The sequence below is a fragment of the Phytomonospora endophytica genome, assembly GCF_014202425.1.
GTDB classification, from domain to species: Bacteria; Actinomycetota; Actinomycetes; order Mycobacteriales; family Micromonosporaceae; genus Phytomonospora; species Phytomonospora endophytica.
This window is the reverse complement of sequence record NZ_JACHGT010000019.1, coordinates 117,329-142,451: the sequence shown is the minus strand read 5'-3', so window position 1 is coordinate 142,451 and position 25,123 is coordinate 117,329. Positions and strand designations below refer to the sequence as shown.

Annotated in this window: 24 protein-coding genes; 15 read left to right on the top strand and 9 right to left on the bottom strand. The window is 72.5% G+C overall.

Annotation, left to right across the window (positions count from 1 at the left end; genetic code table 11):
• The first annotated feature begins 67 nt into the window (after positions 1–67).
• From folB to HNR73_RS33935, 6 genes are all read left to right on the top strand, one after another.
• Complete coding sequence (folB, locus tag HNR73_RS33960) at positions 68–436, top strand: dihydroneopterin aldolase (RefSeq protein ID WP_184792050.1); 369 nt, start codon at positions 68–70, stop codon at positions 434–436.
• Complete coding sequence (folK, locus tag HNR73_RS33955) at positions 433–957, top strand: 2-amino-4-hydroxy-6-hydroxymethyldihydropteridine diphosphokinase (protein ID WP_184792048.1); 525 nt, start codon at positions 433–435, stop codon at positions 955–957. The genes folB and folK overlap by 4 nt, the downstream gene beginning before the upstream one ends.
• A 10-nt stretch (positions 958–967) precedes the next feature.
• Complete coding sequence (locus HNR73_RS33950) at positions 968–1,477, top strand: DUF3180 domain-containing protein (RefSeq protein WP_184792046.1); 510 nt, start codon at positions 968–970, stop codon at positions 1,475–1,477.
• Positions 1,478–1,620: 143 nt separating this feature from the next.
• A complete protein-coding gene (locus tag HNR73_RS33945) occupies positions 1,621–2,871 on the top strand; it encodes a hypothetical protein (RefSeq protein ID WP_184792044.1) in 1,251 nt (416 codons plus the stop codon).
• A 106-nt stretch (positions 2,872–2,977) separates the two neighbouring features.
• Entirely contained in the window at positions 2,978–3,529 is a 552-nt protein-coding gene (locus tag HNR73_RS33940; protein ID WP_184792042.1) for an RNA polymerase sigma factor, read from the top strand.
• Between the two features lie 14 nt (positions 3,530–3,543).
• Positions 3,544–4,128 carry a hypothetical protein gene (locus HNR73_RS33935; protein ID WP_184792040.1) on the top strand — a complete coding sequence of 195 codons (585 nt, stop codon included), beginning with the start codon at positions 3,544–3,546 and terminating at the stop codon, positions 4,126–4,128.
• 44 nt (positions 4,129–4,172) lie between these two features.
• Here the strand turns inward: HNR73_RS33935 and HNR73_RS33930 are convergent, their stop codons facing one another.
• Complete coding sequence (locus HNR73_RS33930) at positions 4,173–5,153, bottom strand: ABC transporter ATP-binding protein (RefSeq protein WP_184792038.1); 981 nt, start codon at positions 5,151–5,153, stop codon at positions 4,173–4,175.
• 3 nt (positions 5,154–5,156) lie between these two features.
• On the opposite strand from HNR73_RS33930, the gene HNR73_RS33925 reads away from it, so the two are divergent.
• From HNR73_RS33925 to HNR73_RS33915, 3 genes are read left to right on the top strand one after another with little or no spacing between them, the layout of a single operon-like run.
• Complete coding sequence (locus tag HNR73_RS33925) at positions 5,157–5,879, top strand: ABC transporter permease (protein WP_239122289.1); 723 nt, start codon at positions 5,157–5,159, stop codon at positions 5,877–5,879.
• Entirely contained in the window at positions 5,879–6,562 is a 684-nt protein-coding gene (locus HNR73_RS33920) for an ABC transporter permease (protein ID WP_184792036.1), read from the top strand. Before HNR73_RS33925 ends, HNR73_RS33920 begins: the two co-directional genes overlap by 1 nt.
• A gap of 32 nt (positions 6,563–6,594) precedes the next feature.
• The gene (locus HNR73_RS33915; RefSeq protein WP_184792034.1) at positions 6,595–7,593 is read left to right on the top strand and encodes a glycine betaine ABC transporter substrate-binding protein; all 999 of its coding nucleotides are present in this window, start codon (positions 6,595–6,597) and stop codon (positions 7,591–7,593) included.
• Between the two features lie 56 nt (positions 7,594–7,649).
• Here the strand turns inward: HNR73_RS33915 and HNR73_RS33910 are convergent, their stop codons facing one another.
• The 7 genes from HNR73_RS33910 to HNR73_RS33880 form a co-directional block, all read right to left on the bottom strand.
• Positions 7,650–8,516, bottom strand: a complete 867-nt coding sequence (locus HNR73_RS33910; protein ID WP_184792032.1) for a GNAT family N-acetyltransferase — start codon at positions 8,514–8,516, stop codon at positions 7,650–7,652.
• Positions 8,517–8,598: 82 nt separating this feature from the next.
• Positions 8,599–9,366, bottom strand: a complete 768-nt coding sequence (locus HNR73_RS33905) for an ABC transporter permease (protein WP_184792030.1) — start codon at positions 9,364–9,366, stop codon at positions 8,599–8,601.
• Positions 9,363–10,310, bottom strand: a complete 948-nt coding sequence (locus HNR73_RS41040; protein WP_184792028.1) for an ABC transporter ATP-binding protein — start codon at positions 10,308–10,310, stop codon at positions 9,363–9,365. Before HNR73_RS41040 ends, HNR73_RS33905 begins: the two co-directional genes overlap by 4 nt.
• Positions 10,311–10,474: 164 nt before the next feature.
• Complete coding sequence (locus tag HNR73_RS33895) at positions 10,475–11,113, bottom strand: PadR family transcriptional regulator (RefSeq protein ID WP_184792026.1); 639 nt, start codon at positions 11,111–11,113, stop codon at positions 10,475–10,477.
• Positions 11,114–11,184: 71 nt separating this feature from the next.
• Entirely contained in the window at positions 11,185–12,306 is a 1,122-nt protein-coding gene (locus tag HNR73_RS33890) for an epoxide hydrolase family protein (protein WP_373316635.1), read from the bottom strand.
• An 18-nt stretch (positions 12,307–12,324) separates the two neighbouring features.
• Positions 12,325–13,518: an MFS transporter gene (locus tag HNR73_RS33885; RefSeq protein ID WP_184792022.1), complete on the bottom strand. Its 1,194-nt coding sequence runs from the start codon at positions 13,516–13,518 to the stop codon at positions 12,325–12,327.
• Positions 13,515–14,129, bottom strand: coding sequence for a mycothiol-dependent nitroreductase Rv2466c family protein (locus HNR73_RS33880; RefSeq protein ID WP_184792020.1), 615 nt, complete (start codon positions 14,127–14,129; stop codon positions 13,515–13,517). Before HNR73_RS33880 ends, HNR73_RS33885 begins: the two co-directional genes overlap by 4 nt.
• Before the next feature lie 65 nt (positions 14,130–14,194).
• Between HNR73_RS33880 and pdxR the strand changes: the two genes are divergently transcribed.
• The 6 genes from pdxR (at position 14,195) to HNR73_RS33850 (ending at position 22,899) form a co-directional block, all read left to right on the top strand.
• Positions 14,195–15,574 carry a MocR-like pyridoxine biosynthesis transcription factor PdxR gene (pdxR, locus tag HNR73_RS33875; RefSeq protein ID WP_184792018.1) on the top strand — a complete coding sequence of 460 codons (1,380 nt, stop codon included), beginning with the start codon at positions 14,195–14,197 and terminating at the stop codon, positions 15,572–15,574.
• Between the two features lie 74 nt (positions 15,575–15,648).
• Positions 15,649–16,164 (top strand): ricin-type beta-trefoil lectin domain protein, encoded by a 516-nt coding sequence (locus tag HNR73_RS33870; RefSeq protein ID WP_184792016.1) that lies wholly within the window; start codon positions 15,649–15,651, stop codon positions 16,162–16,164.
• Between the two features lie 152 nt (positions 16,165–16,316).
• Positions 16,317–16,925, top strand: coding sequence for a dihydrofolate reductase family protein (locus HNR73_RS33865; protein ID WP_184792014.1), 609 nt, complete (start codon positions 16,317–16,319; stop codon positions 16,923–16,925).
• A gap of 50 nt (positions 16,926–16,975) precedes the next feature.
• Positions 16,976–18,712 (top strand): glycerol-3-phosphate dehydrogenase/oxidase, encoded by a 1,737-nt coding sequence (locus HNR73_RS33860; protein ID WP_184792012.1) that lies wholly within the window; start codon positions 16,976–16,978, stop codon positions 18,710–18,712.
• A 48-nt stretch (positions 18,713–18,760) separates the two neighbouring features.
• A complete protein-coding gene (locus HNR73_RS33855) occupies positions 18,761–22,369 on the top strand; it encodes a hypothetical protein (protein WP_184792010.1) in 3,609 nt (1,202 codons plus the stop codon).
• 14 nt (positions 22,370–22,383) lie between these two features.
• On the top strand, positions 22,384–22,899 hold the full coding sequence (locus HNR73_RS33850) for a P-loop NTPase family protein (protein ID WP_184792008.1): 516 nt from the start codon (positions 22,384–22,386) through the stop codon (positions 22,897–22,899).
• A 92-nt stretch (positions 22,900–22,991) separates the two neighbouring features.
• Here HNR73_RS33850 and HNR73_RS33845 read toward each other — a convergent pair whose 3' ends face one another.
• Positions 22,992–25,106, bottom strand: a complete 2,115-nt coding sequence (locus HNR73_RS33845; RefSeq protein WP_184792006.1) for a TerD family protein — start codon at positions 25,104–25,106, stop codon at positions 22,992–22,994.
• Positions 25,107–25,123 lie beyond the last annotated feature (17 nt).

Here is a 25,123-nt window from a genome sequence, read left to right as displayed (position 1 = left end):
CTACCGGTCCCGGGCAAGCCAGCGCGTACGTCGCCGCCGCCCGTCCGCGGTCGGCTAGCGTACGCACGTGACCGATCGCATCACCCTCACCGGCCTGACCGTGCGCGGCAGGCACGGCGTCTACGACTTCGAACGCGCCGAAGGGCAGGACTTCGGCTGCGACGTCGTCCTCGACATGGACACCCGCGCCGCCGCCGCGAGCGACGACATCGCCGACACCGTCCACTACGGCGAACTCGCCGACGCGCTCGCCGAAGTCCTCGCCGGCGAGCCCGTCAACCTCCTGGAGACCCTCGCCGAACGTCTCGCCGCGATCTGCCTCGCCGACCCGCGTGTCGACGCCTGCGAGGTCACCGTGCACAAGCCTCAGGCGCCCATCGCGCACGCCTTCACCGATGTTTCGGTCACCGTCCGAAGGGAAAGGAAGAACGGATGACCCGCGTCCTGCTCTCCCTCGGCGGCAACCTCGGCGGCCCCGCCGCGGTCCTCGCCGTCTTCCGGAAGACCCTCGCGGCCCTCGGTGACGCGGTCGTCGCGGTCTCCCCGGTCTACGAGACACCGCCCTGGGGCGACCCCGACCAGCCGCCCTACCGCAACGCCGTCGTCCTCGCCGACCGCCCCGACCTCGACCCGGAGGCCTGGCTCGCGCTCACCCAGGAGCTGGAGAACACCGCTGGACGCGTCCGCGACCCCGCCCGCCGTTTCGGGCCCCGCGTCCTCGACGTCGACATCATCGCCGCCTGGGACGAGTCGGGCGAAGCGGTCCACAGCGACGACGAACGGCTCACCCTGCCTCACCCGAGAGCGCACCTGCGGGCCTTCGTGCTCGTACCCTGGTCGAAGATCGAACCCGACGCCGTCCTGCCCGGGCACGGACCGGTCGCCGGGCTCCTGACCGATACGACACTGGCCGCCGACGCCCGTCAGGTGACACCGACGGGCGAGGCACTGGGATAGGTTCTGCGCCATGCCGCCGTCCGCACCGAAGAAACCGACCCTACCGCCGACCCGACCGTCCACATTGTTCGTCGCCGCGCTCGGCGCGGCCGCCGTCGGACTGCTCGTGGTCACCCGGTTCTACAGCGACATGCCCGGAGCCTCCTGGTTCACGGGCGCCTCGCTGCTGCTGGTCGCCGTCGTGTGCGGCTACAGCGCCGTACAGACCCGCGCGCGCATCGAACGGCGCCCCGGGACCCGGCCCGTCGAGCCGCTGTCGGTGGCCCGCTTCGCCGCCTTCTCCAAGGCCTGCTCCCTCGGCGGCGCGCTGTTCACCGGCTGGTACGCCGCGCTCCTCGTCTACTCCATCGCCCAGCGCGGACGTCTCCAGGCCGCCGCCGACGACCTCCTCCCCACGGCCTTCAGCTTCGTCGCCGGACTGCTCCTCGTCGCCGCCGCGCTCTGGCTGGAACGCGCCTGCCGCATCCCCCGCCGCCCCGACGACGAGTCCACTGAGGACGGCGGCCCCGCGAGCGCCTGAGACGACCCCGGCAAGCATTAGCCGCTTTTAAGGTCCCTTCGACCTTGAAGGGGTGTCGTGGGACACCCCGGTGCTTGTACCGTGCGGATCGACCCCGTCTTACCCCCGAGACGCATGGGTGATTTCCGCAGGAGTGAGCCGTCATGGCGTATGACGACGGAGGCCGCAGATACCCCGACGGGTACGGGCCGCCCGACGACAGCAACCCACCCGCCCACGGCGACTATCGTGACGATCCGCCCGGATACTCCTCGTCGCCGGACTACCGCGACGACCCCTACTCGGCCTCGTCGGACCTCCCGACCGCCGACAACCGGTACACGCCCGACCCGGTGACCGCGATCGGCGACCGCCTCGACCACGTCTACGACGAAGTCGGCGGACGCGACGCCAACGACCGGCTCCTGGTGCACATCGTCCTCGAAGTCGTCTTGATGCTGGCGGCCGCCGGCGTCTTCTTCTGGGCCCGCTCGACCGACTCCACCCTCTTCGAGGGCACCCCCCTCAAGCACCTCGTCCTCGGCTTCAGCGCCGTGCTGCTGCTGGCCACCGCGACCGCCCTGACGCTGCGGGTCCGCGCGGTCAACCTCGGCCTCTTCGCCTTCGCGCTGGCCGCGGCGGCCCTGTTCTTCAAGTTCTACGACGGCCAGGGCACCGCGATCGCGGCGGTCGTCGCCGTCGGCGCCTGCCTCGGCGCCGGACTGGTCCTCGCGCTGCTGATCCTGCTGTTCAAGGTCCCCGGCTGGGCCGCCGGACTCGGTGTCGGCCTCGCCCTGTTCGCCGGCGTCGAGTCGATCAAGCTGCCGGCACTGGCGCCCGACTACGCCTTCAACATCAACGACCGGGGCGTCATCGTCCTCGGCCTGGCCGCCGCGCTGTCCATCGTCGGCGGCGTCGTCGGCTCCCTCCCCGGCACCCGCAGGCTCCTCGGCGCCTGCCGCGACGGCGACACCGGTGGCCGCCGCACGCGCGGCGCCGTGACCCTCACCCTCTTCGGCACCCTCGGATCGACCGCCCTGGCGGGCGTGGCGGGCGTCGTCATCGCCCTCGGCACCGCCCAGGGCATGCCGACCGGCCCGACCTCCCAGACCGCGCTCCTCTACGGCGGGCTCGCCCTGGCCGGCGCGCTCCTCGGCGGGACCAGCGCGCAGGGCCGCCGCGGCGGCTTCGCCGGGACCCTGCTCGGGACCGCCGTCATGGTCGGCGTCGTCCAGCTCGGCGCCGCCCAGGACTGGCACCTCCACCCGGCCGTCTACGTCGCCGGCGGCCTCGTCGCCGGACTGGTCGCGACCTGGCTCGTCGAGACCCTCGGCAAGCCCGACGAGGTGCCCGACTACAGCGCCGACGACGGCAAGCGCGAGCGCGACCGGGAGTCCTTCGCCTCCCTGCGGTGACGACTCACGTCAACGGGGCCTTTCCTTCGGGAAAGGCCCCGTTCTCGTGTAACAGCACACTTCTCCCGAACGAAGCACCGGGTGAGAACAACGAGAGGAGGAGTTCATGGACGAAGTTCACCCGAAGGACGTCGGCACCGACGCCGACGCCTTCGAGCGCTTCTACCGCGCGCACTACGAGCGCGTCACCCGGTTCATCGCCCGCCGCGTCGACGACCCCTGCACCGCGGCAGACCTCACCGCCGAGGTGTTCCTCGCCGTCGTCGACACCGCGCACACCTACCGGCCCCGGAAGGGGACGGTCACCGGGTGGCTTTACGGAGTCGCGCGCAACGTCGTCGCCGAGGAGCGGCGGCGCCGGGGGCGCGACCTCGCCGCCGTCCGCCGGATCACCGGCCGCCGCCTGCTCGACGCCGAAGGCGTCGCGCGGATGGAGGAGCGCATCGACGCCGAACACGCCGCCCGGCGGATCGTCGCGGCCCTCGACGGGCTGCCCGAGAAGACGCGGGCGTTGCTGGAACTCATCGCCGTCGACGGGCTCACCGTCGCCGAGGCGGCCGCCGCGCTGGGCGTCACCCGCGTCGCGGCGAGCGTCCGGCTGCACCGGGCCCGCAAGACCCTGGCCGCGGTGGTCGAACCCGAGCCGGTCTACGTGTGAGAGGGGAGAAGGAGATGGCAGATCCGTTCAAGGAGCGCCTGCTCGTGGCGCTGAAGGAAGAGGTCGCGTCCCGGGAGCCGGCCCGGCCGGCGCGCTCGCACCGGCGGAAGTACGCGCTCGCGGCGGGGTTCGCCGCGGTGGTGGCGGGGGCCGCGATCGTGGGCGTGCCGATGCTGGGAGAGGATCCGGCTTACGCGGTGGAGCGGGAGCCGGACGGGACGATCAAGGTCAAGGCCGGTTTCGACATCGAGCCCGCCGACGCCGCCGCCATCCAGCGCAAGCTGGAGTTCTTCGGCGTTCCGGCGGTCGTCGACCTCCTCCGCGGCGGCGAGGACTGCGCCGGACCGCGCGGGGCCTACGTCGGCGATGAGGACGGGTCGCCGCCGGACGGGTTCATCACCCAGACGGACAGCGGGTTCGACGACGACGACTGGTCGCACTGGAACTACCGGATCGACCCGAGCCGCCTCGAACCCGGGCAGACACTGGTGTGGGAGATCCACACCCACGGGGAAGGGGACTCCAAGGGAGTCACCGGCGACGTCTGGATCGTCGAGGGACCGGTCCGGCCCTGCGAGATCGTTCCGGGGGACTTCTAGCAGGGAAGGACCCGCGACGCCCGTCGCGGGTCCTTCACCGCGTCCTAGGCCGCCGCGCTCTCCACCTGAGCCGCCCGGTAGATGTCGTCGGCGTTCATCGCACCCAGCAGGTCCTCGCCACGCCTCACCACGACGTGCCCGGTCCCGCCCTCAAGCAGCGCGGCCAGCGCGTCGTACAGCGTCCCGGCCGAGGAGACCTCCGGCGAGTCCCCGTCCGCCTCACCGACCGGGCGCAGCAGCTCCGGATCGATATCGGTCACCGAAAGGCGCTTGATGCCGCGGTCGGCGCCGATGAACTCCGCGACGAAGGCCGAGGCCGGCCGGGCCAGCAACTCCGCGGGCGGCGCGTACTGCTCCAGCTTCCCGCCCTCCGACAGCAGCGCGATCCGGTCACCGAGCCGGACGGCCTCGTCGACGTCGTGCGTCACCAGCAGGATCGTCTTGCGCACGGTCTCCTGCAACCGCAGGAACTCGCCCTGCAGGCGGTGGCGCACGATCGGGTCGACCGCCGAGAACGGCTCGTCCATCAGCAGCACGACCGGGTCGGCGGCCAGCGCGCGGGCCACGCCGACACGCTGCCGCTGCCCACCGGACAGCTGATGCGGATAGCGCTTCCCGTGCAGGCCGTCGTCGAGGCCGACGAGGTCGAGGAGCTCCTCGACACGAGCCGAGATGCGCGCCTTCGGCCAGCCCAGCAGCTTCGGGACGGTCGCGACGTTCTGCGCCACCGTCTGATGCGGGAACAGTCCCACGTGCTGGATCACGTAACCGATCTTTCGGCGCAGTCGCACCTTGTCCACACCGGCGGTGTCGGCGCCGTCGAGGAGGATGTTCCCGGCCGTCGGTGCGATGAGGCGGTTGACCATGCGCAGCACGGTCGACTTCCCGCATCCCGACGGTCCAACCAGCACGGTCAGCGAGCCGGCCGGGACGTGCAGGTCCAGATGGGACACCGCGACGCTCCCCCCGGCATATTCCTTTCGCACACCGGACAACTCGATATCGGCCGCGGCGGTAGCGTCCATGTCATGCCTTTCCCCAGCGGAGCGGACTTGCGCCCGGACGCGGTGTCGGCCATGCTCGACGCCGTGCCGGACGATCCCTGGTTCTCCTGGTCGTACATACAGAACAACGCCGAGTCTCTCGGCGCGGCTTTTACCGAACACGTCGAGTTGACGGCTCTGGCGATGCTGTTCGCCGCGGTTCTCGCGATACCCCTGGGGATTCTCGCGTACCGGACCCGCTGGCTCACGGCTCCCATCCTCGCACTCTCGGGTGTTTTGTACACGGTGCCTTCACTGGCGCTGTTCGCGTTGCTCGCGCCGTTCATGGGTTTGACCGCGACCACGGTACTCGTCGGCCTGGTCATGTACGCGCTGTTGATCATCGTAAGAGGCACCTTGACCGGTTTGCGCCAGGTGCCCGAAGAGGTCCGCGACGCCGCCGACGGCATGGGGTACGGCAGCTTCGCGATGCTCATGCGCATCGAGATACCCCTCGCGCTCCCGAGTATTCTCACCGGCCTGCGCATCGCCGCCGTCTCCACGGTCGCGCTGGTCACCGTCGGTGCCGTCCTCGGCAAAGGCGGTCTCGGCGGACTGATCCTCTCGGGGTTCCGCAACAACCTCTACAAACCCCAGATCGTCACCGCGACCGTGTTGTGCGTCGCGCTCGCCCTCGCGTGTGATCTGCTCCTCTCCTGGCTCGGGAAACTCGTGACTCCCTGGACCCGGAAGGCGGTGGCCTCCTGATGGGCGACACCATCTCCCAGGCGATCGCCTGGCTCAACGACCCGCTGAACTGGACCAACCCCCAAGGTGTCATCGACCTGCTCATCGAGCACCTGTGGCTCTCGGCGCTCGCGGTCCTCCTCGGTTGCCTCATCGCCTGGCCGCTGGGCATCTGGGTCGGCCACACCGGCCGCGGCGGCGGCCTCACCGTCGCCGTCTCCAACGTCACCCGGGCCGTCCCGACCCTCGCCCTGCTCAGCCTGCTCCCGCTGACCGCGCTGGGCTTCGGGGCGCCCTCGGTCGTGCCCGCGCTCGCCGTGTTCGCGATCCCGCCGCTGCTGGCGACCGCCTACAACGGGGTCCGCGACGCCGACGCCGACGCCCGCGACGCCGCCTACGGCATGGGCCTGTCGGGCCGCCAGGTGCTGTGGCGGGTCGAGCTGCCCCTGGCCGTACCGCAGCTCGCCAGTGGTTTCCGGACCGCCGCGGTACAGGTCGTGGCCACCGCGACGCTCGCCGCGCTCGTCAACGGCGGCGGCCTCGGGCTGATCATCTCGCGCGGTTTCGGGCTCGGCATGTCCGTCGGCGGCGGGCAGATCCTGGCCGGCGGGATCCTTGTGGCGCTCGTCGCACTGGTGATCGAAGGGCTGCTCGCGCTGGTGGAGAAGGTGCTCACCCCGCGTTCTCTTCGCCCAGCTCGGTGACGAGGTCGCTCCCTTCCAGTACGGTCTTGTGCATGTCCCTCACACGGAGCAAATCCCTCATCGCGGTGCCGGCCATCGGGCTGATGGCGCTGGCGCTGGCGGCGTGCGGCAAGGCCGGTTCCTCGGGAACCGACGCCCCGGATGACGTGGCGGGCGCCGGTTGCGCCCCCGTCGCCGGGACCTCACTCGTCGTCCTCGAAGACGACAAGAAGCTGCAGAACGCCGACAACATCATCGCGGCCGTCAACGCCGACGCCGCGAGCGAGTCGCTGCTCGCGGCCGTCAACAAGGTCGCCGCCTCGCTCGACACGCAGAAGCTCGTCGGCCTCAACAAGGCCGTCGACGTCGACCGCAAGACCCCGGCACAGGCCGCCGAGGAGTTCGCCACGACGGCCGGTCTGGCGACCGGGCTGAGCGGCGGATCCGGCGACATCACGGTCGGCCACGGCAACTTCTCGGAGTCGAACACGATCGCCGAGCTGTACAAGATCGCCCTAGAGGCGTCCGGCTTCACCGTGAAGCTGCAGGACGTCGGCAACCGCGAACTCTACGAGCCGGCCCTGGAGAAGGGCGACATCCAGGTCATGCCCGAGTACGCCGCGACCCTCGCGGAGTTCCTCAACGGCAAGACCAACGGCAAGGACGCCGCGCCGGTCGCCAGCTCCGACCTCGCCGCGACGGTCACCGCCCTGCAGGGCCTCGCCGAGAAGAACGGCCTCGTCGTGGGCGAGGCCTCGCCCGCCGCGGACGTCAACGTGTACGCGGTGACGAAGGAGTTCGCCGACCAGCACCAGGTGAAGACCCTGTCGGACTTCGCCGCCAAGTGCAGCGGCAAGGCCTCCATCCTCGGCGGACCGCCGGAGTGCCCCGAGCGCGCGTTCTGCCAGCCGGGCCTGAAGGACACCTACGGGATCGAGTTCGGGCAATTCTCCAGCCTGGACGTCGGGCCGCTGACGCAGGCCGCCCTCAAGGCCGGCGAGATCACCGTCGGGACGACGCTGTCGACCGACGGCGGGCTCGCGGCGGGCTGACCCCCGTTCGACGTGAAGGGCCCCGGCGTACGCCGGGGCCCTTTCGCATGCCCGGATCAGGCCGTCCGGATCCGGTCGTGCACCTCCGGCTGCGTCACGAACCCGGCCGCCCTGTACGTGGCGACACCGCCGACGTTGGACGTCGGCGTGCAGACGCGCGCGCTCGACGCGCCCATCTCCCGCAGTGCCGCCGCCCCGGCCACGGTGATCGCCCGCCCGTAGCCGCGACCGCGGTGGTCCTCGTGCACGCCCATCGGCTCGACGAGTCCCGGCTTACCCGGGCCGGCCGACCACACCGTCACCACCGCCGCCACGCTGCCGTCGTCGTCATAGGCGCCAAGGCAGCGGGCGTCGGAGAAGAACGGCGCCAGCGACATCTTCTCCCAGTACTCACGCGTGGGCCGCTTGGTGTTGAACGCCGAGCGCAGGACGTGCGCGAAGTCCTCCGCCCGCTCCGCGCCGATCGCTTCGAGCCGGACGCCCGGGTCCTCGACCGGCTCGGCGAGGTCGCGGAAGAACGGCGTCCACGGCTCGTCGAGGCCCCAGCCCGCCTCGGCGAGCAGGTCGTGCATCAGCAGGCCCGTCGGTGCCTCGATCGACACCGCACCCGCCGGCAGCACCCCGCGCTCGGGGAGCGAGAAGTCCTCGACGAGCCGCCGCGCGAGCTCTTCGTCCCGGAAGGCGTCGGGGGCGACCGTCATCCGCACCAGCGTCGGCGAGTCCTGCATCCCGACGGCGAGGATCCGCCCGTCCCGGCTCCAGGTCCGGACCGCGGCGGCCGTCTCGGGCGTGCCGAAGCGGTGGTTCCAGCCGATGTCCCCCGCGTGGAACTGCATCGGTGCCTCGTCGTACTGCCATTCCCGCAGTGCGGCCATGGCGCTGCGGACCTCGTCGACCGTCGGCGTTTCCAGCGCAATCGTCATGACCGGGATGAGACACCGAGCCCGGAAGTCGCCGCAAGCGATTAAGCGGCGGGCGGCGGTGGGCCGCCGCCCGCCGCCCGGTTCACACCTTGCGCTGGTAGCCGCCGAAGGTCAGCGTCGAGAGCCACACCATCGCCGCGGCCAGGGCCAGCAGCCAGCCACCGCGCCCGAGGAGCATCGGCCAGTCCACGGAGGCGGCGAGGGCCCCCCGCGCCGCTTCGAGGGACCAGTTCACCGGGTTCGCCGCCGCGACGCCCTGCATCCAGCCGGGCATGAGGGACTCGGCCATGAACGCCGTCGACAGGAAGGTCAGCGGCAGCAGCAGGAAGATGCTCAACCCGATCACGCTCTCGCGCTGGCGGACGGCCATGCCGAAGGCGTTCGACAGTCCCGTGAACACCGTGCCCAGCACCATCGACAGCACCACCAGGGCGACCGGACCGAAGACGCCGCCCGGGTAGTGGGCGCCGGCGGCCCAGCCGAGCAGCACGATGATCGTCGACTGCAGGGCCGTGCTCGCCGCCGCCACGATCACGTTGGCGTTCATGATCGCGCCACGGCGGACCGGCGCGGTCAGGAAGCGGTCGAGGGTGCCGCGCTCGATCTCGTCGATCGTCGTCATCCCCGCCCACATGTTCGCCGAGACGGCGTTCATGACGACGATCCCCGGCACCAGGTAGTCCAGGTAGGACCCGGCGCCGAAGCCGGGCAGGTCGACGATCCGGCGGAAGAGGTTCCCGAACAGGAACAGCCAGACGACCGGCTGCATCAAGGTGATGACGAGGACCCCGGGCTGGCGAGCCAGGGCCTTGAGCTGCCGGTGGGTCAGCCACCAGGTCTGACGGATCATCGCGCGACTCCTTCGGCGAAGCGGCGGCCGACGTGGCGCAGGTACACGTCGTCGAGGGACGGGCGGGCGACGGTGACCGCGGCCGCGGGCGAGCCCGCGCGGTCGAGGGCGGCGAGGACGCCGGGGACGGCCGCCGCGCCGTCGTCGGCGCGGGCCGACAGGACCCGGCCGTCGACCGTCACATCGCGCACGACGGCCCCGATCGCCTGCCGGACGAGGGCCTCGTCGAGGTCGCCGGACAGTTCGACGTGGACGGCGTCGCCGCGCAGGGAGCCCTTGAGGGCGTCGGCGGTCCCGGTCACCAGGACCTTGCCCTCGTCCACGATGGCCAGCCGGTCGGTGAGCCGGTCGGCCTCCTCCAGGTAGTGCGTCGTCAGCAGGATCGTCAGCCCCTCCGATCCCGCCAGGCGGGAGATCTCGGCCCACATCGCCGATCGCGCCTCCGGGTCGAGGCCGTTGGTCGGCTCGTCCAGGAACAGCACCACCGGCCGGTGGACGAGGCCGAGGGCGACGTCGAGCCGCCGGCGCATGCCGCCGGAGAAGCCCTTCACCGGCCGGTCGGCGGCTCCGGCGAGATCGAAGCGGTCCAGCAGTTCGCCGACGCGCGTTCGCAGGTCACGGCCGCGCACGCCGTACAGGCGGCCCTGGAGCAGCAGGTTGTCGCGCGCGGTGGCGAGCGGGTCGGCGCCCGAGTTCTGCGCGACGACGCCGATCGCGCGCCGGACCCGGTCGGGATGGCGCGCCAGGTCGTGCCCGGCCACGGACGCCGTGCCGGAGTCGGCGCGGGCGAGGGTGGTCAGGATCTTGACGGTCGTGGACTTCCCGGCGCCGTTCGGCCCGAGCAGGCCGAACACCTCACCGGGCTCGATGGTGATGGACAGTCCGTCGAGCGCGCGAACGCCCGGCGGGTAGGTCTTGACGAGGTCGTGCGCCTCGACGTGCATGGCGGTGCTCCGTTTCGCGGGGTATGCGATGTCACGCCCGCGGGGATGGAGTTCCTGGTTAACCTTGCGAGTGCCAACTCTGCGACCAGGAGTCCCGTTCCCGCGGGACGGTTGCGTGGTACTGCGCCCCGGTGCGGTGTTCCCGCACCGCGCCGGGTGCGCGGTTATTCGCTGTCGAGCATCTCCTTCCATTCCGGTGGCGGACGGCCTCCGGCGTCGTGGAACTCCCGCCACTCCCGCACGCCCGACAGTGAGTCGTCCGCGATCGCGGCGAGCAGCCCGCGAACCCACGCGGCCTCGGCCTCGCGCATCGCGAGGGTGTACTCGACCTCGATGAGGAACACGCGCGGCAGGTCACCGGCGTCGTCCAGCTCCCGGCGCTGTGCGGCGCTCTCGGCGTCGAGCGCGTCGAGCCGCCGCTCCAGCAGCCGCACGACGTCGTCGGGGGAGAGCACGCCCAGGATCGACAGGGCCGCGCGGAAGCGCGGGTACTCGTGCTGCGGGACGGCGACGAGCTCGCCGAGCCAGTCGGTCAGCTCCGCGCGCCCGGCGGGGGTGATCTTGTAAGGGGTGCGCTCGGGGCGGCGCCCGTCGCGTTCGGCGGTGACCGCCTCGATGAAGCCGTGCTTCTCAAGGTTCTGCACGACGGTGTAGAGCGAGCCGACCTTGATGTTCATGTCCTGCTCCTTGCCGGTGTGGCGAAGGATGCGGGCCATCTCGTAGGGGTGGAGGGCGTCTCCTGGGACGAGCAGGGACAGCAGGGCGAGGCCGAGGATGTTGCCGACCTTGCGTCGCTGTGCCATGACGGTCCTCCGAAGACTCCGAATACTCGTAGGCGAATATACGTCTCCGAGTGAAAGGCGTCAAGTAGACGTCAGCGCAGTGTCCGAAAGAACGCGCGGACGTCGCCGACGAGCAGGTCGGGCGCTTCGAGGGCCGCGAAGTGGCCACCGCGGTCGAACTCCGACCAGTGCACGACGTGGTGGTCGCGTTCCATCAGCCGCCGGATCGCGGGGTCGGTCGGGAAGACCGCGACGCCCGTCGGGACGCCGTCCGGGCCCGGCGGGGCGACCGGGGCGGCGCGGACCTCGTAGTAGAGGTGGGCCGAGGTCGCGCCGGTGCCGGTCAGCCAGTAGAGCGTCACGTTCGTCAGCAGGTGGCCGACGGGTACGGCGTCCTCGGGGAGGTCGCGGGCCGGGTCGGTCCAGCCGTGGAACTTCTCGACGATCCAGGACAGCTGCCCGACCGGTGAGTCGTGCAGGGCGTAGGCGACCGTCTGCGGCTTGGTGGACTGGAGCTCGGCGTAGCCGGTGCCCGTCGCGCGGAGCCGTTCGGCGGCGGCGATCCGCTCGCGTTCACGCGGCGAGAGCCCGCTCAGGTCCCCTTCGGGGAAGGCGAGGCCGCCGTTGACGTGCACGCCGACGACCCGCTCGGACGCGATCCGGCCGAGCTCCGGCGAGACCAGGGAGCCGGTGTCGCCGCCCTGGGCGCCGTAGCGTTCGTAGCCGAGCCGGTCCATCAGCACGGCCCAGGCGTGGGCGATGCGGGCGTGGTTCCAGCCGGGCAGCAGCGGTGTCGAATACCCGAAGCCGGGCACCGACGGGGCCACGACGTGGAAGGCGTCGGCCGGGTCGCCGCCGTGGGCGCGCGGGTCGGTCAGCGGGCCGATGACCTCAAGGAACTCCGCGACCGAGCCCGGCCAGCCGTGCGTGAGGATCAGCGGCAGCGCGCCGGGCTCGGGGGAGCGGACGTGCAGGAAGTGGAGGTTCTGGCCGTCGATCTCGGTCGTGAACTGCGGGTGGGCGTTGAGCCGCGCCTCCCAGGCCGTCCAGTCGTAGTCGTGCCGCCAGTGTTCGGCGAGCCGGCGGAGGTACCCGACCGGGACGCCGCGTTCCCAGCCGGTGCCGGGGATCTCGGCTGGCCAGCGGGTCGCGTCGATGCGGCGGCGCAGGTCGTCGAGCGCCTCGGGCGGGGTGGACCGGCGGAAGGGGACGATCGCTGCCATCCCCCCACACTAGGCAGCCGCCACGACCTCCCCGGCCCGCTTGCGTGACGCCCACCGCGCCACCGGCCCGGTCGCCAGTCCCGCCGCCAGGAACATCGCCCCGAGCAGTGCCCACCCCGGCGCGCCCCACTCCAGGACCGCCACCGCCAGCAGTCCCGGCCCCGCCATCCTCGCCACCGGCACTCCCGTGCCGAAGAAGCCCTGATACTGCCCCTGCGAGCCCTCGGGTGCCAGCCCGAAGCTGATCTCCCACGAACCCGCCGCCAGCAGCATCTCCCCGAGGACCTGCGACGCGGCTCCCGCCAGCAGGACCAGACCGGCCGCCCAGGCTCCCCGCCACATCCCCGACAGGGCGAGGATTCCGCACGAGGCCGCGAGCACGATCCCGGCCCAGCGGACGCAACGGCCCGCGTCGGTCAACGTCCGCACGCCCTTCGCCACGCGCACCTGGAACAGCACGACACCGCCGGTGTTGAGCACGAACAGCGCCGCCACCATCCACTTGGGAGCGTCGGTGCGCTGCGCGATCCACAGCGGCAGGATCACCGACAGCAGCGGCATCGTCAGCAGCATCACCGCGTTCAGTCCGGCCAGGGCCGCGTACGGCCTGTCCCGCAGCACCTCCAGCCGCCGCGCACCCGTCGCGGGCGTGCCCGCGACGGCCCCGACGCGGGCCAGCAGCACCGCCGCGAGGACGAAGGCCACCGCGTCCATCCCGAACGCCGCCAGGTAGGCCGACTCGGTCCCGACGCTCAGCGCCACCCCGCCGATCCCCGCGCCCACGGCGATTCCCGCGTTCGAGGTCGCCTGGATCCGTGCCCGGACCTTCGTGCGTTCACCCGCTTCGACGAGTCCGGCGAGCAGTGCCTGCCGTGCGGCCGACAGTCCACTTTGGCAGGTCGCGTACACCACGAGGACCGCCAGGAACGGCCAGAACGACCGCACCGTCAGGAAGGCCGAGACCGCGACGGCGGTGCCCACGGCCAGCAGGACCGCGACCCCGCGCGGCCCGCGCCGGTCGGCGAGCGCGCCGATCGGTACTCCGGCGAGTGCCCCGATGCCCCAGGCGACGGTCAGCGCGAGGCCGACGCGGACGGGGGAGAGGCCGACGATGGTGGTGAAGAACAGGGCGGAGGTGACGTAGTAGGCGCCGTCGCCGATGGAGTTGGCCAGTTGCGCGAGGGCCAGGCGGCGGGTGTTCACCGCGTCGCCGGGCGCGGGCGGCCGCCGCGTTTGAGTTCGTAGAAGCCGGGGGCGGAGGCGAGCGCGAGGACGCCGTCGAGGATGCGGCCGGCGTCCTCGCCGCGGGGGATGGGGGTGATGACGGGCCCGAAGAAGGCGACGGGTTCCCCGTCGGGGCCGGGGAGGTGGATGGTCGGGGTGCCGAGGTCTTCGCCGACGAGGTCGAGTCCGGCGTGGTGGCTGGCGAGGAGGGCTTCGTCGTACTTGTCGGTGTCGGCGGCTTCGGCGAGGGAGGGGTCGAGGCCGAGTTCGGCGAGGGCGTCGGCGTAGAGCTCGGGGCCGATGGCGCGCCTGTCGCGGTGGATGCGGGTGCCGAGGGCGGTGTAGAGGTCGCGGAGGATCTCGTCGCCGTACTTCTGTTCGGCGGCGATGGCGACGCGGACGGGACCGCGGGTGTCGGCGAGCCACGTGGCGTACCAGTCGTCAAGGCCTTCGCGGCCTTCGTTGAGGACGGACAGGCTCATGACGTGGAAGCGGGTCTCGACGTCGCGGACCCGTTCGGCCTCCAGGAGCCAGCGGGAGGCGATCCAGGCCCAGGGGCACTTGGGGTCGAACCACATGTCGATCTGCATGTGATCAACCTATGAGCGTGATTGGCCGGGCGTAAGTACCAATTTCGCGTGAGATGATTGGGCCAATGGAACTGCATGTGAGCCTCGCCGACGGTGACCTCGCGGCGGGCATCTACCGCCAGCTGCGCGAGGCGATCGTCGACGGGCGGCTGCGGCCGGGGGAGCGGCTCCCGTCGACGCGGGACTTCGCCGGGCGGCTGGCGGTCTCCCGCAACACCGTCGCGGTCGCCTACGAGCGGCTCATCGCCGAGGGTTTCTGTTCGGCGCGCGTCGGTTCGGGCACCTTCGTCGCCTTCACCGAGCCCGGGGAGCCCGCCGCGACCGGTACCTCGCCGTCGCCCCGCCCGCAGTGGCGGACCGACCCGGCGCCCGACCCGCGCCGCTTCGACTACGACTTCCAGATCGGCGTGCCCGACCCGGCCCTGTTCCCCTACGTAGCCTGGCGCCGCCTCGTCTCCCGCGAACTGCGTCCCTCGGCGGCGCCCCTGCCCGGCTACGCCTCGGCCGCCGGGCATCCCGGGCTGCGCGAGGCCGTCGCCCGCCACATCGGCCTGTCCCGGGCCGTGCGCGCCGACCCCGAGGACGTCCTGATCACGCAGGGCGCGCAACAGGCCCTCGACCTGACCAGCCGCGTCCTGGTCGAGCCCGGCGACACCGTCGCCGTCGAAGATCCCGGCTACCCGCCCGCCCGCGACCTCTTCGCCGCCCTCGGCGCCCGGATCGCGCCGGTGCCCGTCGACGCCGAGGGCATCGACGTCGACCGCATCCCGCCCGGGACGCGCCTGGTCTACGTCACGCCCTCCCACCAGTTCCCGCTCGGCATGCCGATGAGCCTCGCCCGCCGCCGCGCCCTGCTCGACTGGGCCGAACGGCACGACGGCGTCATCGTCGAAGACGACTACGACAGCGAGTTCCGCTACTCCGAACGGCCCCTCGAACCGCTCTACAGCCTCGGCGGCGGGCGCGGGCGAGTCCTCTACGTCGGCTCCTTCTCGAAAGTCCTGTCGCCCCTGCTCCGCGTCGGTTTCCTGATCGCGCCGCCCGCCCTGCGCGGCCCGCTGCGGACGGCCCGGCGCCTGTCGGGCTGGCACGGCGAATGGTGGACGCAGGCCGCGCTCGCCCGCTTCATCGACGAAGGGCAGCTCGGCCGCCACGTCCGCAAGGCGACCCGTCTCTACGCGGCCCGCTGGGAACGCCTCACCGAAGGACTCGCCGCGATCGGCGGCCTCACCCTCGTCCCCGGTTCGGCGGGCCTGCACGTGTGCGTCCACGGCGACTTCGACGGCGTCGCCGTCGCCGAACGCGCCGCCCGCCTCGGCGTCCGCGTCCGCGAGGTGACCCGCTTCGGCGGCACCCGCCAGGGGCTCGTGCTCGGCTTCGGTGTCATCACCGCCGAACGCGTCCCGGAGGGCCTGCGGCGCCTCGCGACGGCCCTTCGGCCCTAGTGCTTCCACGCGAGCCCGGCCACCGTGGCCTGCGTGCCCGCCGGAACGGGGCACCGCACCAGCAAGGAGACGACATGCAACGCAGGCTCTCAGCCGTCCTTTCGGCCCTCGTCCTCGCCATCGGCCTCGTGTTCGTACCCGCCGCGCCCGCCCAGGCCGCCTTCATCTGGCAGGGCGACTTCACGATCAGCTCCGGCGGCCTCTGCATGGGGGTCTCGGGCAACTCCAGCGCCAACGGCGCCCTCATCTACCCGCAGAACTGCTCCTTCGGCGCCGAGATCCAGAAATGGCGCATCTACCGGCTCGACGACCAGAACAACTACATGTTCCAGTCCTTCAAGTACGCCGCCCAGAACAAGTGCCTCGACGGCCCCGACAGCGATCCCCGCATCGTCCACCTCTGGGGCTGCCACGGTGGCAATCAGCAACGCTTCTATCTGAGCCCCACGGCGACCGGGCCGCAGCAGATCCGGCAGGCCGGCGGCAACGAATGTCTCGGTGTCGTCCTCGGCCCCCTCACTTACTCGCTCCAGCAGCTCAACTGCAGCGCCTCCACCCCGCCCATGCTCATCCTGACCCGCGTCGCCTGACCCGTGCCCCGGACGGCCCTCGGGCCGCCCGGGCACCTGTGTCACACGTCACGCGGCGAATCCGGCCGGCGGTATGTCGAAACCCGCCGCACCGTCCCGACCCCCTTGCGGAACCCGCCCACCAGGGGCGGGACCCACGAGAGGATCGCCCCATGACCATCGTCACCGCCAGCATGATGATCTCCGTCGACGGTTTCATCGCCGGATCCGGCATCTCCGCCGACAACGCCGTCGGCGACGGCGGGGCCGTCCTGCACGAGTGGGTCGCCGAGCTCGCCTCGTGGCGGGCCCGCCAGGGCATGGAGGGCGGACTGGTCAACACCGACGACGGCGTCATCCGCGAATGGTTCGACGGCACCGGCGCGGTCGTCATGGGCCGCATGATGTTCGACCAGGGCGAAGCCTTCTGGGGCGAGGACCCGCCGTTCAGGACGCCCGTCTTCATCGTCACCAACCGGCCCCGCCCCACCCTCGAACTCGAAGGCGGCAACTCCTACACCTTCGTCACCGACGGCGTGGCCTCCGCCGTCGCGCGGGCGAAGGCCGTCGCCGGGGACCGTGACGTCGACATCGCCGGCGGCGCCGACGTGTTCCAGCAGGCCCTCGCCGCCGGTCTCGTCGACGAGGTGCAGCTGCACCTCGTCCCGGTCCTGCTCGGGGCCGGTGTGCGGCTCTTCGGGGACTTCCCGGCGCCGCTGGAGCTCGTGCGCAACGTCGACGGCGAAGGCGGCACCCACCTGAAGTACCGCGTGATCAAGTAACGGGGCCCCTTCTCTTCCCGAGGTGAGCCGCCGGGAGCTACGGTCAACACGTGCCTCGTGATCCGAAGACCACCCGTAACACCGCCGCCCGCCTCGGTCCGCAGCGCCGTGCGGCCGACGCGGCGGCCGTCCGTGCCGAGAAGGTCGACGTCTGCGTCATCGGCGGCGGCGTGACCGGCGCCGGCGCGGCCCTCGACGCGGCCAGCCGCGGCCTGTCCGTCGCGCTCGTTGAGGCGCGAGACCTCGCGGCCGGCACGTCGAGCCGTTCCAGCAAGCTCATCCACGGCGGCCTGCGCTACCTGGAGCAGTTCGAGTTCGGTCTCGTCCACGAGGCCCTGACCGAGCGCGGGCTGCTCTACACCCGCCTGGCCCCGCACCTGGTGCGGCCGGTGCCGTTCCTCGTGCCGCTCGAAGCGCCGGTGTGGCAGCGCGCGTACTACGGCGCGGGCGTCGCCCTGTACGACACGCTCGCCACGGCCCTCGGGCACGGGCGCGGGATGCCGTGGCACCGGCACCTGTCGAAGCGGGCCGTGCGGCGGGAGTTCCCGTCGCTGCGGACGGAGGGCCTGCACGGCGCGATCCGTTACTACGACGGGCAGGTCGACGACGCGCGCTTCGTGCTGTCGCTGGCCCGGACCGCCGCCTCCTACGGCGCCCACGTGCTGACCTCGACCCGGGTCGTCGACCTGCTGCGCGACGCCCGCGAGGTCGTCGGCGTGCGGGTGAAGGACATGGAATCCGGTGAGGAGTACGAGATCCACGCCCGCACGGTCATCGCGGCCACCGGTGTGTGGAGCGACGACGTCTCGCAGATGTTCACCGACCGTCCCGGACTGCGCGTACGCGCCAGCAAGGGCATCCACCTGCTCGTCCCGCGCAGCGCGATCAACGGCGACGCCGGGCTGATCCTGCGCACCGAGAAGTCCGTGCTGTTCGTGATCCCCTGGGGCGGGCACTGGATCATCGGGACCACAGACACCGACTGGACCCTCGACCGCGCGCACCCGGCGGCCTCGGCGGCCGACATCGAGTACCTGCTCGACCACGTCAACACGATCCTCGACCGTCCACTGAAGACCAGCGACATCGAGGGCGTCTACGCCGGGTTGCGGCCGCTGCTGTCGGGCGAGGACGAGCAGACCTCGAAACTGTCGCGCGAGCACGCCGTCGTCGAGCCGATGCTCGGGTTGATGCTGGTCGCGGGCGGGAAGTTCACCACCTACCGGGTCATGGCCGCGGACGTCGTCGACCACGCCGCCCGGCGCCTGGGGAAGGTGCGGCCGTCGCGGACCGCCGACATCCCGCTCGTCGGCGCCGACGGCTTCCAGGTCGCCTGGGCCGACCGCAGCGGCATCGCCCGCCGGCACGGCACGACCGTCGGGGTCGTCGAGCACCTCCTCGAACGCTACGGGTCCCTCGCCCGGGAAGTCCTCAAGCTCGTCGACGAGAATCCCGCGCTGGGCGTCTCGCTGACCGGGGCGCCGGAGTACCTGGCCGCCGAGGTCGCCTACGCGGCCCGCGCCGAAGGCGCCCTGCACGTCGACGACGTGATGGCTCGCCGGACCCGGATCTCCATCGAGACACCGCATCGCGGCACCGAGTGCGTCGAGCAGGTCGCCGACATCATGGCCGCCGAACTCGACTGGGACGCCGCCGAGCGCGACCTGGAGGTCCGGCACTACCTGGCGCGCGTCGACGCCGAACGCGACTCCCAGCGCCAGCCCGACGACAACACCGCCGACGCGGCCCGCCTCGGGGCGGCCGACGTGCGGATCCCGCATCCCTAGCCGGGAAGCGTCGCGCGGTTAACCTCTCCACAGAGGAGAGGGGACGCCATGCCCGCCGAGGACTCCCTGCGCCGCAGTGGCGCGCACCGGGTCGCCGAGATCCGGGCGGGCGGCCGCGTGTCCTCCGGGTTCGCCGTCGCCGCCGACCTGGTGCTCACCACCCGGCACGGTCTCGGCGACGCCGACACCTGCCGGATCCGGCCCCTGGGCGGCGATCCGGCCGACGCGGCCGTCGTGTGGCGCGGCTCGTCCACTGTGGACGCCGCGCTGCTGCGGGTGCCGTCGGCGCCGTGGCGCGACGACCCCGGCATCGCCTGGACCCGCTGGGGCACACCGGAAGGCGACGGCGTGCCGGTCGTCGCGCGCGGCTTCCCCAAGGCCAAGGCCGGTGAGGGCGCCCGCGATCTGGAGACCATGCGCGGCACCGTCGACCACGCCACGGGCCTGGTCGCCGGACGCCACTCCGTCGACATCGCGACCCCCGAACTGCTCTCGGGCGAGGACGGCTACTGGCGCGGCATGTCGGGCGCGGTCGCGCTGGCCGAACCCGCGCTCCAGGTGATCGGCGTCGTCGCCTTCGACCCCGCCGCCTACCGGGGCCGCCGCCTTGAGCTGATCCCGGCGGCCGAACTGCTCGGCGACGCGGAGTTCGCCGCGCTCGTCGGGTGCCACGCCGAAACCGTGGAACACGTCGCCCGCCGCGAGGTGTCCACAGTCGACACCCTGCTCACGCCGCCGTCGATCCCGCTGCCCGCCGAGCATTCCGACTGGCAGCTCCTGCTGCCCCGCTACGCCGTCGTCCCCTTCCAGGGCCGCGACGAGGTTCGCCCCGGACTGCTCGGCTGGTGCCGCGGCCCGCGCGCCTTCGACCTCGCCGTCATCACCGGCGAGGGCGGCGCCGGGAAGACCCGCCTCGCCGCCCAGATCTGCGCCGAGATCACCGCCGAGGGCTGGGATTCCGGCTTCATCGCCGACGACGCCCTGCTGCCGCCGCCGGAGGTCCTGCGCCCGACGCTGCTCGTCGTCGACTACGCCGAACCGCACGCCGAGGCCGTCGGCGCCTTCATCCGCGCCATGAACGCACGCGGCCACGGCCCGCCCGTGCGGCTCCTGCTCGTCGCCCGCACCGATGTCCGCGACGGCCGCTGGTGGCGCGACCTCAACGCCCGCAGCGAAGGCCTCGCCGAGCACCTGCGCCCGCCGCTGGCGCCCCTCAACTCCATCCCGCTGTCCATTGAGGAGCGTGGCGCGCACGCCGCCGCCGCGCTGACCGCCTTCGGCGCCGCACCGGGAACCGAACTGCCCGCCCTCGACACTCCCGAGTACTCCCACCCGATGCGCCTGCACATGGCCGCCCTGCTCACCGCCCGCGAGGAGGAGCCCGGCACCCGCGAAGGCGTCCTCGGCCAGTTCCTCGCCCGCGAGGAACGGCTCTGGCTCGACGCGTGGACACCCGCGCCCGACGACGAGGACCGGATCCTCACCGGCCAGGCCGTCGCGCTCGTCGCCCTGGCCTCACCGTTGCGAACCGAAGCGGGCGACGTCCTGGCCGCACTGCCCGATGTGGACGGCCCGGTCCGGCGGCGGCTCACCCGCTGGCTGGCCACGGTCTTCCCCGGCGGGGAACGCAGGCTCGTGTTCGGGCCCGACATCCTCACCGAGGAGCTCCTCGATCGCACCGAGGACCTGCCTGTCCTGCTCGACGGGCTCATCGACGCCACCGCCGACCGCGCCGGCCTCGCCCGGATCCTGGAGACCGCGCGGCTCGCGGCCGGCTCGGCGCGCGTCCGGGCGGCGCTGACCCACGCCCTCGCCGCGCACCTGCCGCGCCTTGCCGCGTCGGCCCTGTCCGACGACAAGGCCGTCCTCGCCCCCGCCCTCGACACCGCGCTCCGGCTGCTGACCCGCGACCCGCGCCTGCGCCCGGCCCTCAACGCCGCCTGCGCCGAGGTCGCCGAAGGGATCGGCGACCAGTTCCGGCACTGGCCGCTGCGCGCCACGATCGCGGCCGGTGCCGCCGACCGGTACAAGACCGTCGGCGACGCGCGACGCTTCGCCGAGACCGCCGCCGACCTGGCCGTCTACTGGCTCCAGGACCGGCGGATCGACCTCGCCGCGAAGATCGTCGCCGACGCCCTCCGCACCCGGGTTCCCGTTCCGCTGCTGCACACCGCCGCCGCCGTCCTCGCCTTCATCCAGGCCCGGCCCGAGGAAGCCGCCGAGCACACCGAGGAGGCCGTCTCCCTCAACGCCGGAAACGACGGGCACCTCGCCGCCGCCCACATCGACCAGGCCGTCGTGCGCTCCTGGCGCCGCGACCTCCGTGGCGCGGCCACCTCGCTGCAGGCGGCCGCCGCGATCGTCGGCGAGGACGACATCGTCACCGCGGTCGCCACCGCCACCGGCCACTTCCCGCCGTGGGAACCCGGCGGGGCCGACGCCGTGCCCGCCGGTTTCCTGCTGCACAACAGGTTCGGCGTCCCCTCCGGCCTGCCAACGGAGCTGCGCAGAGCCGCCGTCGACCTCACTCGCCGGGCCGTCGCGGCACTCGACACGGTGCCCCGCGAGCGCACCGCGGCGCGCGCGTTCGACGAACTCGTCCTCGCCGTCTCGGCCGAGATCGGCCCGCCCGAGGACGTCGGCCTCTACGAGACCGTCGTCGCGTTCGTGCGGGACGTCGCCGGGGACGTCCCGGCCTCCAGCGCCGGCAGCCGGCTCGTCGCCGCACGCGCCCGGATCGCCGACCACGAGGGCATGTTGCGCGACATCGCCTGGGTCCTCCCGGCACTCGACGCCGCGGGCGCCTCCGCCGTGCTGCGCGCGTACGTGAAACTCGACGAAGCGGGCGCCCTCACCGCGCTCGACCGGCACGCCGAGGCCCGCGACGCGCTCGACGAGGCCGAGGAGCTCGCCGCCGGGACCGACGACCCCGAGATTCCCCGCACGATCCTCCGCGAACGCGGCGCGGCGGCCAGCGGGCTCGGGGAGCACGAGGAGTCCCTGCGTCTCGCCGAAGCCGACGCCGCCCTGGCCCGTGAGCAGGTGAGCGAGGACGTCGACTCCCGGCACGACCTGCTGTTCAGCCTGATGGCGCTCCTGGGCGCCCGGCACGAACTCGGCCGCGACACCGACGACGTGGTCGCCGAGGCCGGGCCGCTGTGGCGCGAACTGCGCGACGACCTCGACCCCGCCTTCGCGCTCACCACGGCCGTGAACATGCTGGGCATGGGCCTCATCGTCGACCGGGCCGAGGTCGAGCGGCTGTTCGAGCGGCTGCGCGCCGCACGCGGCACCACGAGCGAGGTCCCACCGCCGATGTTCGCCGCGATCTTCGTCCAGGCCGCGACCGTGCTGCTCCTGCTGCGCCACCAGGCGGGGCTCGCGTTCGACACCGCACTCGCCGACGAGTGCCGCGCGTCGATCACGACCGGCCTGGACGGCGATCCGGAGGAACTGGCCCGCCTCGACGCGGTCATCGCGCTGGTGCGCGGCCGGGCCGGGGACGCCGACGGCGCGCGGGAGGCCCTCACACAGGCCGGGGAGTCGATCGCCCGGATCGGCGACCCGGACACCGCCGCCGAGTTGACGGGGCGGGTGGACCGCATCCGCGCCGAACTCGCCGCGCCCGGCGATCCCACCCCGAACCCGCCCGACTGACTAGCATTCGGGCAATGGCACAGCGCATCCTCATCGTCGGCTCCTGCGCCGCCGGGAAGTCCACATTGGGCACCGCCCTCGCCGCCCGCCTCGGGCTGCCACTGGTCCACCTCGACCAGCACTACTGGCGTCCCGGTTGGGTCGAACCGTCCACAGAGGAGTGGCGTGGCCAGGTGGCCGGGCTCGTCGCCGCCGAGCGCTGGGTCATGGACGGCAACTACGGCGGGACACTCGACCTGCGCCTGCCGCGCGCCGACCTGATCGTCCTGCTCGACCAGCCGCGCCGCCGAACCCTGTACCGCGCGATCCGGCGCCGGGTGCTGCGCGACCGCGTCGACCAGCTGGACGGCTCGCCGGAGCGGATCACCTGGGGCTTCCTGAAATGGATCTGGGACTACCCGGTGCGCGGCCGCCGGATCCTGCTCGACCGGATCGCCGAGCACGCCCCCGACACGCCTTTCGCGCGGTTGCGCGGGCCCCGGGAGGTCGCCGACTGGCTCGCCGCGCAACCGGAGTCGGCGCGCAAATAGGCCGCCGACGGTGTCGGCGGCCCGGTGAGGAGAGCGCGGCGGCTAAAGCCTTGGATAGGAGAAGGAAGCCGCCGCATGGCCTCGCCGCCAGCCTACTCGGGCACCAGCTCCGCGAACCGCTCCGGACGGTGGACGTCGGCCCCCGGGGGCAGCCCTTCGGGCGGTTCGAAGCCGATCCAGGTCACCTTTCCGGCGGGGACGGCGAGCGGGTCCCACGCCGCGACCTCGACGCCGAGGGATCGCCACAGGTCGAAGAGGTACCTCATCGTCAGAGGGGCGCGGCCGAGTACCCCGCGCACCATCAGCGTCGTCGAGGCCGCGTTGTCCTCGACCATGTTGAAGTCGGGCCGCCCCTGGAGGAAGAGGTGCAGCCAGACCGCCGACCAGCCCCCGGCGTCGTCGCGGGCGAACAGCAGCGGCAGCGCGACCCGTCCGGCACCGCGTACGTCGGACTTCATCCGCACGGTCCGGGCCTCGAAAGGCATGCCCAGCTGGGTGGCGTCGCGCTCCATGTAGCCGAAGTAGGACTCGGCGGCGTTGGCGAAGCCCTCGCCGTCATAGATGTCCACCTGGGCGACGATGTACCGGGCCTCGACCTCGGAGAGCGCGAGGTCGATGAACTCCGAGGCGCCGTCGGGCGCGGCGGTGATGTCGCCGGAGTGCGTGCCGCCGAAGCCTTTCAGCTCGGTGAAGGACAGCCATCCGGCGGTGGCGAGGCGGTCGTCGAGCAGGAGCGCCGACAGGTCGTAGTCGGTGGTGTGGCGGTTCTGCCGCCAGTGCGTGAAGAAGCGCAGCAGTTCGCCGCGCACGGGTGTGCGCGAACCGCGCGGGAGGACGCCGAAGCCGGCGGCGTCGCCTTTCTGGCTCAGGGGCAGTGCCACATCCAGGACCGCGGGGTCGTAGACGACCGCGCCGGGGTCGGGCAGCCGGTCGGTGATCTCGGTGTCGAGCAGCGTGCGCAGTTCGGCGACGAGTCCCGCGTCGAGCGGCGGCAGGCCGTCGGATCGGGCCCAGGCCAGCGATGAGCGGTTGACGAACAGGCGCGGCCCGCTCGGTGCGTCGCGATCGCCGAGGTGCTGGCGCAGTGCCAGCAGCATGCGCGTCGAGGTTCCGGGGGCGACGTCGCGGACCGCCTCGAACAGGCCGGGCGCTCCGGCTCGCGCGAGCCGGTCCACCGAGCGCAGCAGGACCCCCGGGGCCGCGCGCAGCAGACCGATCGCGGCTCCTCCGTCCCCTGTGGACAGCGCGCGCTCGACCCGGGCGGCGAGGGTCGGCGCGGACCGGTCGCCGCGCGCGACGGCGAAGACCGCGGCGGCGCCCGGCCAGCGCGGGTACTCGTGCGGGTGGAGGCGCTCGCCGAGGCGTTTCCAGCGTTCGGTGTGGCGGCCGACGTCGGCGAGTTTCTCCGCGTCGGCGGCGATCGCGTCCAGAGTGGACAGCAACGATGTGCGCTGCGCTCGCGTGAAGGAGCCGAAGCGTGTCGGTTCGAGGAGGGTAACGTCCCCGCCGGACAGGCCGCAGGCGGCGCGCAGCACGTCGGTGACCGTGTCGGCCCGGATCGGCAGGCCGCGCGCGAGCCGGGCGGCGTTGACGACGGCCTTGTTCTCCCGCACCGGAACGGTTTCGGGCTCCGGACCGTCCACAAAGGTCTTCGCCAGGGCGGCGAGCCCGGCGAGGTCGGCGGCGTTGAGCGGGACGGTGCTTGCGGCCAGCGCGAGGTAGAGCGCGGCGGCCTCCTCCTCGGGCGTCCCGCCCAGGTTGAGTACGGTCACGCGGTCGGAGGCCAGTTCCAGGAAGTCCTCGTGGACGGCGGCCATGTCCTCGAAGGTGTGCCGGTAGCGGCCGTACCCGGGCAGGGAGAGCAGATCCCGGACGACGGCCTCGCCGCCCGGTGTGGTCGCCGCCTTGCGGGCCAGGCCGAGCCAGAACTCCATGGTGTCGGGCACGTTGGCGGGGAAGTCGGCGAAGTAGACGTTGTGGGCGACGTGGTCGCCGACGAGTTCCCGCACCGCCGCGAGGACTTTCACCGCGAGGGTCGTCACGGCACTCGGGTCGCGGCCGGAGAGTTCGGCGAGGAGTTCGGGGGAGAGGGTGAAACCCACCGACAGCAGCGCGGCGTCGAGCCGCCGTGCCATGGCCGTCCCGTCGCCGGGCGGCGCGGCCGGTACCGGGACGCGCATCGTCTTGCGGATGACGAAGGTCTCCATGCGCGCCGACGCTACCG